Here is a 9,984-nt window from a genome sequence, read left to right on the forward strand (position 1 = left end):
TTAGGCTCTGCTATTGACATACAAAAAATAAAGTTCTAATATATTAAAAACGAGAAGCAATAATTAAAGAATTATTACTCCTCTTTTTATAAAAGTTTTACATTAATTTTTAGAGTTTACACAAAACTTGCAACAGCCCCCTGATTTTGCCGAATAAATTATATACTCTCTGTATTTTTTTAAATCTTGAATAAATCTTTTTAACGATTCTAACATCTTTTATTTCGTCTCCTATTTCAATTTCAATTGAATTTTTTAAATATATTTTTAGTTACATAGTTGGTAAAATAATATCCTGTTTTTAGAACATTTAATTTTTCTATCCTTCTATAGTACTTCCATTATTCCTTTGCCATCTTAACTTTATTAGAAGATATGGATCCTTTTCTTAGCCTATAATCCGTAAGGGCCTCCTTATAGACATGAGTTTCTATTCCAGTTTTCATAATCTTCTGCCATAGACCATAGTCTTCCTTATATACGGCCTTCTTAAAGAAAAATACCTTGCCTAATTTTTCCCTATTATATATAACTGTAGAGCATCCCAGATGATTAAACTTTAAGTTTTTAGAATGATCTATCATATCTTCCTTTATCTCAAATTTATATAGGTATTTCCCTTGTTCACAGACTATATTATACTCTGTACAGCTAATAGCTGAATCATTTTTTTCCATAAATAATATCTGTTTGGATAATTTTTCAGGGTGCCATACATCATCTGAATCTAAAAAGGCAATATATTTACCCCTGGCATGTCTTATACCTTTATTCCTAGAGCCCACTACACCTTTATTTTTATTTGCCTTCAATAAAATTATATTTTTATCAAGATATTTATAAATAATATCCAAAGACCCATCAGTAGATCCATTGTCTATTATAATCAACTCATAGTCCTTATAAGTTTGTTCCAATACACTTAATATAGCTTTTTCTAAAAACTTTTTTATATTATAGCAGGGCATTATTATGCTTACTAATGGGTATTTTTTCTTTTCTTGACCCTTCATTCTCCCCCCTATTTTTCCTTTTATTTTACTATATTTTTTTAATATTTACTAGTAATATGATCGATTCACATACAGTCTAATCATTAACTAGCTCCAACTTTAAATCCTTAGATTTTTCAATAATCTCTATCTCAAAATTCTACGTTTACAAAGTAAACTACTAGCATTTTGGTGATGCCATTCACTTGTAGAGATCTTGCTAATAACCCCTACAGTTATATTCTCATCTTGTGAATAATTTTGTTTTTAAATTCAATTCATAATTTATAAGATTTTGATATTTAACTACATATTAGTAGAGTTATCCAATGTATATTTTACCACAAAAATAGAAAGAACTTAAGCTATCTTTAACTTCTTTTTTTAAAAATCATATAAATATCATATAAACATCATACAAAATTATTATTTAGATAATATTTTCACTAAATATTTGTTCTATGTAAAAAAAAATACAAAAATAAATCATTTATTTTGTTCTGTACCCAGAAAAAATATACCCAAACAAAAATAAGATATAGATATTTTGGGGATGCCCCTTGCGGGTAGAACCTTTTCTTGCCACTAAAGGTATACGAATATTAAATTTCTCTATCATTTAATAAAGAAATTTAAATGTATCGCGAATTAATAGTGGCTCTCCTGCCACAGCACAGAAGCTTTTATTTTCTTGCTTAAAATCTGCTTCTATCTGTGTAATCTGCGACTAAAGTTTTTAGTTTTTTCTCTTCGTGCCCATTCGTGTAATTCGTGACTAGTTTTTCAGTTTTTTCTCTCAGTAACTTTTTTCTCTCTGTGTCCAAGTCTTTTTATCTTTTTTCTTGGTTTAAATCTGCCTCTATCTGCGACAAAGGCTTTTATTTTCCTTTCATTGTCAATTATATCTCCTCACTCCCTTCCTGTGCTCTCCTAAAAATTCCCCCTTGTAATTGTACCCCTACAATCGAAATACGGCAGACTATAAAGCCTTAAAACCATTGGTACTACTGGGATTGAGAGGCGAAAAATAGAAAGGGTCACCCATGAGCCTTAAGGAGGTCATAGTGAGCCTTAAAGGTATCATAAGTAGCCTTATTTCTTCTAAAAATACAATAATTTACGATCTATCAACGCAGAGACACAGAGGTCTCCGAGGTTCTCAGAGTTAAACATTTTATTCTTGCTTTAGAACCTTCTACTCTTGACGCTGACTATCGCAATATTCTATGTTTACGACAGTAAACTAATAGTATATTGGTGATGCCCACATCGGGTAGAAAATAGCATCCGCGTTCTATTTCTTTTTTGTTTCCATTCGTATAATTCGTGACTAGTTTTTCATTTTTTCTCCGTGTCCAAGCTTTTTTTATTTCATGGATTAAAAAATTTATTTATTCCACTGATCGATATCTTGGAATTAAAAAAAAGATGACTCCTGTAAAATACAGAAATCATCTTTTGATTGTTTAAATTTTCAAGTCTCCCACTTTTATAAAGAGGTAGATTTAGAGGGCGTTATTTTTCCTCTTTAAAAGTACTCTCTAATGATAGTTCTTCCAATTGCTCTATATCTACATTTCCTGGTGCCTCTGTCAATAGACATTGTCCTTTGTTTGTTACGGGGAATGGAATTACATCTCTTATAGAGTCTTTCTTCAACATTGCCATCAACCATCTATCCACACCAAATGCTAATCCGCCATGAGGAGGAGCACCATATTTAAATGCTTCTACGAAGAATCCAAATTTTTCTTTGATCTCCGCTTCAGTTAATCCTAGTTGTTCAAATACAACTTTTTGTACTTTTCTATCGTGGATTCTAATAGAACCTCCACCAATTTCGAAACCATTTAAGATGATATCATAGGAGTTAGTTCTTACTTTATCCATTTGATCTCCAGCTAAGAACATCTCCATATCCTCTTCCTTTATAGATGTGAATGGGTGATGTTGAGCTTTGTATCTTTTTTCCTCTTCACTCCATTCAAACATAGGGAAGTCTACTACCCATAGGAATTTATGACTATCTTTATTTATTAATCCCAATTCATTTCCAAATTTTAATCTAAGTGCTCCTAATCCACCATAAACTACCTTAGCTTTATCAGCTAGAATTAAGATTACGTCTCCTACTTTTGCCCCTGTAGTCTCTAAGATTTCTGCCATTTCTTCCTCTGAAAAGAATTTAGCTATTGGAGAGTTAACCCCCTCTTCAGTTACTTTGATCCAAGCTAGGCCCTTAGCTCCAAAATAAGTTTTTACATAAGTTTCTAAATCTCCTAAAACTTTTCTAGAGAAGTTAGTCGCCTGTCCTGGTGCTACTATGGCATTTACTATTCCACCTGAGTTCGCAATTCCAGAGAACGCCTTAAATCCACAATCTTTCATTATAGAAGTTAAGTCTTTTAATTCTACACCAAATCTAACATCCGGTTTATCCGAACCAAATCTGCTCATAGCCTCATAATACGGCATTTTTTCAAAACTATAGTTAACTTGATTCCCTGTAACTTTTGTAAATACAGTCTTAGCTAATCCCTCTACATATTCCATTACATCATCCATAGTTACAAATGACATTTCCATATCTAATTGTAAGAACTCTAATTGTCTATCTGATCTCAAATCTTCATCTCTGAAACATTTAGCAATTTGGAAATACTTTTCTACTCCACCAATCATTAATAATTGCTTGAATAATTGTGGTGATTGAGGTAATGCATAGAATTTACCTTCGTTCATTCTGCTAGGTACCAAGAAATCTCTAGCTCCTTCAGGAGTTGACTTTGTAAGAATTGGAGTATCTACCTCTATAAATGTATTGGTATCCATATAATTTCTGATAGACATCATCATATCGTGTCTTTTTCTGATATTATTCATCATAGCAGGTCTTCTAATATCTAAATATCTATATTTTAATCTTAAATTTTCATTTACATTGGCATCATCTGAGATCTCAAATGGTAATATTTCAGCTTTATTCAAGACTTCAATCGATGTAATAAATACCTCTACATCTCCTGTAGCTATCTTATCATTTTTAGAAAATCTTTCTTTTACTTCTCCAGTTACTTTGATTACATACTCACTTCTGATCTTAGAGATTGTTTCTTTCATCTCTTCTGTAGCATCTTGAGGAACTACTATTTGAGTTACTCCCTCTCTATCTCTCAGGTCGATAAAAGTTAATCCACCTAAATCTCTCTTAGTTGCTACCCAACCAGATAAAGTAACTGTTTCACCAATATTTTCTGCTCTTAATTCTCCCAATTTATGGGTTCTGTAAATATTCATTCTAACACCTCAAATTTTATTTTTTTATTCTTTTATTTTTTTATTTTTTTTGACGCAGAGACACAGAGATCTCCGAGGGTCACAGAGTTAAATCTTTTTTTGCCACCAATCTACACTGATTTTAACTAATCTATAATACCCTACTGCTACAGCACAGGAGCTTTTTTTTCTTGGTTAGAACCTTCTCCCCTTGACGCTGACTAGGTTCTGACTTTTTTAATCCTGACTTTTCTTTGGACTCTAAATCCTTTTTCTGGATGTTCCTCTACTTCACAGTAGATTTCCTACTAAGTCGTACAACAGAATAAGTCCCGCAGTGAAACGAGGACTGTAGCTGTAAAAAGACGTACATTACCTCTGACTTACCCCTATAACATCATTTAGAAAAAGTCTGCTTTTCTTTCTTCTATTTCTTTTTCAGATAAAAAGAAATAGAGTCCGTTAAGGGTGACACCCTTAGAACTTTTATTTTTGTTACAGATTAAAAAAAGTTCTTAGATTTTAAAACCAAAACCTTTACACTAAGCTCACAAAGGAAAAGCTAGAGAGAACTCTAAGAAAATCTTTTTTTCTTGGTCTTAACCCAAAATAAATATTCGTGATACATTTAAATGCCTTTATTTAAATAATAAAGAGATTTAATACTCGTATATCCTTAGTGTAATTCGTGACTAGCTTTTAATTTTTTCTCTCCATTGTCAATTGTACATTATACATTGTAAATTATTTAATTTTCCCCAACAACTCATCAAAATTAACTACTTCTACATCTCTGCTACTTAATTCTTTTAATCCTAAAGTTTTGTTAGCTTTAGATTTTGAGTCTATGAGTATTTCTCTTTTAGCCCCTAATTTAAATGCTTTTTTTCTATGAGCATTGGCTGATTTCGGTGCATATTCAATATAAACTTTTACACCATTATCTCTCAATGTGTTAGCTACTAAGAATGCATAATCTATATTTTCTTCACCTAACCAGCTTACATATACATCAGGTGTATTTGATACCTTATCTTCAGCCAATAACATCATTAGTCTGTCTACTCCTGAACCAAATCCTACTGCTGAAACTTCCTTATCACCTATTTGTTTAATTAAGTTGTCGTATCTTCCGCCACCTAAGACTGTCCCTTGAGATCCTAATTTTTCAGTTGTAACCTCAAATACTGTACTTGAATAATAATCTAGTCCTCTAACTAATCTTGGGTTTTCAACATATTCAACACCAAACATGTCTAAATATTTTTTTACAGTTTCATAGTGGTTTTTCTCTTTGGCGTTTAAATTATCAGGTAACATTGGAGCATCTACCGTCAATTCCTGACAACCTTTATTCTTACAATCCAATACTCTCAGTGGATTAGTCTCATACCTATTTTGACAGTCAGTACATAGTCCATCTTTTTTAGGAGTAAGATAGTTTACCAGAAGTTCTCTGTATTTTGCCCTTGTTTCATTTCCTCCTACAGAGTTTATGTTAACCTTTAGGTCTTCTATTCCTAATTTTTCCATCAATCTATATCCCATAGATATCACTTCAGCATCTGCCATAGGTGATCCATTTCCTAGGATCTCTACACCAATTTGATAAAATTCTCTATATCTTCCTGCTTGAGGTCTCTCATATCTAAACATATTATTGATATAATAATATTTAGTCAGATCTTCCTTAGCATAGGTCTTATTTTCTAAATATGATCTTACTACTGGAGCTGTCCCTTCAGGTCTTAGAGTGATACTTCTATCTCCACGATCAGAAAATGTATACATCTCCTTGTCTACGATATCCGTTCCCTCTCCTATTCCTCTTTTGAACAGGTCTGTCGATTCAAATGTAGGAGTAATTATTCTTCCATATCCATAATTTTCTAATAATTCTTTTGCTGCATCTTCTATAAAGTTAAATTTTAGAGATTCTACATCATAGATATCTCTAGTTCCTCTCATTGCTTTTATCAATTTCATTCTTTCACCCCACAAAATTTGTCTAAAACACTTTCCAGCCTTTCAATCTATTCTCAATTACTTCTCCCAATCCGACAAACTCTTTATCTACATATATTCTATATCTGTCATTTGGTTTTTCACATATCACGGTGTTTCCATTTAAAAATAATTTTATCTGTTTTTCATCTTTTAACTCAACTTTTTCAAAATCAAAACTGTCTTCTACACTAGTTACAAAAGAAAAATCTCCTCTTCCTCCCATCTCTTCCATCTGCTCAATGGTAAATCCATCTTCTACCAGATATTCTCCAACTTGAGTTCTTCTCAGTCCATTCATATGTGCATAGGTTTTTAGTTCTTCCCCCATATCAAATATGAGTGATCTAATATAAGTTCCCTTAGACACATCACAATAAAGTTCCCCTGTCTGCTTTTCCTCATCAAATTCCATCAATTCCAGCTTTGATATTACCACATCTCTGCTTTTTCTTTCAATTACGACTCCTTCACGAGCCAGTTCGTAGAGTCTTTTTCCGTTTACTTTAAGTGCTGAATACATAGGAGGGACTTGCTTTATCTCCCCTCTAAATTTTGATAATATATTCTTTATATCTTCACTTGTTACTTTTACATCACTTCTATCTATAACTTCCCCTTCAGTATCGTAGGTATCTGTTTTTGAACCCAAAACAAAGTCAGCTATATAGGTTTTTTCCTTAGCCTCTATTACATTAGCTAATTTAGTAGCCCTTCCAAGACAGATCACAAGTACCCCTGTTGCCAGTGGATCCAAAGTTCCAGTATGTCCTATTTTTTTCATATTCAATATTTTTTTCAATTTTCTAATCACATCAAAGGAGGTATATCCTTTGGGTTTATCTACATTAATTAATCCATTCAATTTTATTCACCCTATATTATTTATTTTCATAATAGTATATCATATTTATTGGCCTTAAACAATCTGAGAAATTCTTAATTTCTATGTTTTTAAATCCTGTTTAATCTATTTTTCATCCGTGTATACTTCAGTATCCGCGTTCTATTCCCTCATTTTATTTCTTTACTCTATTAGTTGTGTTCATCTGCATTATTCGTGGTTCAGTTTTAATTTTAAAAGATAGTCCTCCACATCATACTCTACTTCTATCAATCTGCTGCTTCCCATTTCAGACTCTATTTCGACTATTCCCAGCCCACGGGCAAAATAGATATAATATTCAGAATCGTCCTTCCTATACCTCAATTTCACCACCTCTACCTCTTTTCCCATCAATTCTAGCTTTTCATCTACAGATAGGATCTTATATGTAGATTTATCGTCATTTATCCAAGAAATTCCTTCTTTAATAGGTGATCTTAGTAGGATCAAATTATTGTTTGATTTTTCATCTATATAGTTATCTTTTAATTGATTCGTCTCCCCTTTTCTATATACCATTCTATAACCATCTTTATTTACACGATAAACAACCACTCCCATGGTAGCTGTATCCATAGTTTTTTTCTGGTAAAATTCACCCTTTATCTTATCTATTATTTCTACACTTCCAGCCCCTTCAAAACCGCCTTCAAAGATCTTGACCATAGGTTTATTCGGCATATAATCCCTTACACCTACTTCCTTTGATGGTTTTGAGTTCATTACATTAAACATTAAAAATATTACCGATAATAAAATTATTATCCTTACAGCTTTTTTATTTAATTTATGTTTCATAATTTAACCTCCACTTTTTATTATCTGGGTGCAACGTCACGTTGCTTTTATTTTATTCTATTAAAACTACCCTTTCTTGGTTGTGATTCCAATACTTTCTGCTACCAATCCCATATTTTGGCTCACAGCTCCTAAATCATCAATCGGTGAAAATCCATTCTCACTGTAAGAAAGTAAGATTAAAACTGGTGCATCGTAAAATTTCATTCATTGTCTTCCTCCATTATCTCTTACAGTATACTACAAAAGTTTCAATGATATAGTATCCCAATTTTTAGAAGTCAAGTATATATAGTCTAAGTCATATTTCTTATACAATTTTTTTAACTTTGTCTTATCTATATCTATAGGAGCTGTATGTAGTAAAATCCCTTTTTTTCCCCTATGCAGATCCAGTTTACCCAGATAGTTATCAGACGATACGAATTTTTTATAAGTATTCTCAAAGACTATCATAATCACCCCATCTTTTAAGAATTTTTCATATTTTTCATCTATATACCCTGCATTGGTAACGATAATCTGGTCTCCTATATACTCATAGTAATCCTGATATTTTTTTACTGATATTTCACAATTATCACCACAGCTCCCCAGGCCTTCATCTAAAAATATCCCGTCTATATTCCACTCCTTTTCCCAAATATCTATATCCTTTCTTACTTCCTTTGCATCTCTGTCTCCATAATCGGTAGACACATATCCAATCACTTTTCCTCCATTTTTCTGTATCTGTTTTATTTTTTCTTCTAATTTTTCAAAATAATATTTATTCTCATCTCTACTTATAGGTCCATTATTTGGATTAACTATTGTTATCACCTTATTTTTCTTTGAAAATTCAGCTATTCCATCAAAATCAATATCAAATTTCTCTCCTAATGGTATGTATGCAGGAATTATATAACTATATTTTTTAGGCTTTAGCCAAAATATTACTGCCACACCAAAGATCAATGCAACTATAAATAAAAATTTCATTCTTTCCCTCCCTGTGTTTCCCCATAAATTTATACGATAATTCGACAAATTATTTCAATTTTTTTCAGAAAAAAACAGCCTGATATAGATGGGAACACTAGTCCATATTGTCTATGTTAATAGCACTTAATATAGCTCTATTTCATTATACAGGGGGGAAGACAAATTTGAAAGAAAAAGAAAGAAAATTCAAATAAACAAAAAGTCTCCTACACTTTAAAGAGTAGGAGACTCGGAGGAAAGTACAAGTAAACTTATTGTCTGGAATAAATTTACTAGAAGGGTTCTATACATCAATCCCTGGGGGAGATCAATGTATATATTAATGAATCCCTATACCAATTAATTTTATCTCAAATTCAAGTTAAAGTCAACTTAATTTTAATAGAAATTTTTAAATAGGATAGGAAGAAAAAATACCTATAATTACCATAGACTATATATTTTACCAGTTTATTTCTAAACCTACTCCAACTTCTTTTAGAGGCAAAGCCTTGTTTATTTCTGCTCTAACAGTAAAAGAAGTACAATGGCAAGGATATAATTCCTTTAAATTATTCTGTTTTAGATAATCAATAGTTTTATGAACTTGTTCATCTACTTCAAACAAATGAAATCCTCCTATAACCCCTAATACCCGATCATCTTCACATATTTTTTTTGCATATTCTATTATATTGCATATCCCACTGTGAGAACATCCTGTAATAATATAAATACCTTTTTCATTTTTATATACAAGGGCTGTATCATCCATTACATAATCATCAACTAAATTACTATCAACAGTTTGTGTACCAATAATTTTTCTATTTTCAAAATTATTCATCTTAGGTATTTCTCCTAAAAAAGTTATATTTTTACTTACTTTAATAGGTTCTCTCGAAAGAATTAGATTACATTTTTCTTTTAGTTCCTCTTCTAAAATAGGAGAACAAATTTTTAAATCATCTACCTTTTTTTCGTTAAATGCATCTGGGTGAGCTATAATAGAAATATTATTTTTATGATCTTTTTCAAAATAGTATTTTAATCCCCTTGTATGGT

8 protein-coding genes are annotated in these 9,984 nt (G+C 31.4%); all 8 read right to left on the bottom strand.

Annotated elements, in window-relative coordinates; genetic code table 11:
* Positions 1-341 precede the first annotated feature (341 nt).
* Positions 342-1,013 carry a glycosyltransferase family 2 protein gene (locus tag V5784_RS11845; protein ID WP_336889231.1) on the bottom strand — a complete coding sequence of 224 codons (672 nt, stop codon included), beginning with the start codon at positions 1,011-1,013 and terminating at the stop codon, positions 342-344.
* A 1,494-nt stretch (positions 1,014-2,507) separates the two neighbouring features.
* Positions 2,508-4,289, bottom strand: a complete 1,782-nt coding sequence (gene aspS, locus V5784_RS11850) for an aspartate--tRNA ligase (protein WP_336889232.1) — start codon at positions 4,287-4,289, stop codon at positions 2,508-2,510.
* Between the two features lie 723 nt (positions 4,290-5,012).
* Complete coding sequence (gene hisS / locus V5784_RS11855; protein WP_336889233.1) at positions 5,013-6,254, bottom strand: histidine--tRNA ligase; 1,242 nt, start codon at positions 6,252-6,254, stop codon at positions 5,013-5,015.
* Between the two features lie 22 nt (positions 6,255-6,276).
* Positions 6,277-7,137: a tRNA pseudouridine(55) synthase TruB gene (gene truB / locus V5784_RS11860; RefSeq protein WP_336889234.1), complete on the bottom strand. Its 861-nt coding sequence runs from the start codon at positions 7,135-7,137 to the stop codon at positions 6,277-6,279.
* A 189-nt stretch (positions 7,138-7,326) separates the two neighbouring features.
* Positions 7,327-7,956, bottom strand: a complete 630-nt coding sequence (locus tag V5784_RS11865) for a hypothetical protein (protein WP_336889235.1) — start codon at positions 7,954-7,956, stop codon at positions 7,327-7,329.
* 66 nt (positions 7,957-8,022) lie between these two features.
* Entirely contained in the window at positions 8,023-8,163 is a 141-nt protein-coding gene (locus V5784_RS11870; protein ID WP_336889236.1) for a hypothetical protein, read from the bottom strand.
* Between the two features lie 33 nt (positions 8,164-8,196).
* Positions 8,197-8,937, bottom strand: a complete 741-nt coding sequence (locus V5784_RS11875; protein ID WP_336889237.1) for a spherulation-specific family 4 protein — start codon at positions 8,935-8,937, stop codon at positions 8,197-8,199.
* A gap of 445 nt (positions 8,938-9,382) precedes the next feature.
* Positions 9,383-9,984 (bottom strand): MBL fold metallo-hydrolase (locus tag V5784_RS11880; protein ID WP_336889238.1); only part of this gene is annotated, 602 nt, incomplete at its 5' end.

Source organism: Psychrilyobacter sp. (assembly GCF_037132775.1).
Lineage (GTDB): Bacteria > Fusobacteriota > Fusobacteriia > Fusobacteriales > Fusobacteriaceae > Psychrilyobacter.

Bases quoted from the DNA above. Each gene is read 5' to 3' on its own strand.
- V5784_RS11845 (WP_336889231.1), bottom strand. From the start codon at position 1,013: ATGAAGGGTCAAGAAAAGAAAAAATACCCATTAGTAAGCATAATAATG.
- aspS (WP_336889232.1), bottom strand. From the start codon at position 4,289: ATGAATATTTACAGAACCCATAAATTGGGAGAATTAAGAGCAGAAAAT.
- hisS (WP_336889233.1), bottom strand. From the start codon at position 6,254: ATGAAATTGATAAAAGCAATGAGAGGAACTAGAGATATCTATGATGTA.
- V5784_RS11865 (WP_336889235.1), bottom strand. From the start codon at position 7,956: ATGAAACATAAATTAAATAAAAAAGCTGTAAGGATAATAATTTTATTA.
- V5784_RS11870 (WP_336889236.1), bottom strand. From the start codon at position 8,163: ATGAAATTTTACGATGCACCAGTTTTAATCTTACTTTCTTACAGTGAG.
- V5784_RS11875 (WP_336889237.1), bottom strand. From the start codon at position 8,937: ATGAAATTTTTATTTATAGTTGCATTGATCTTTGGTGTGGCAGTAATA.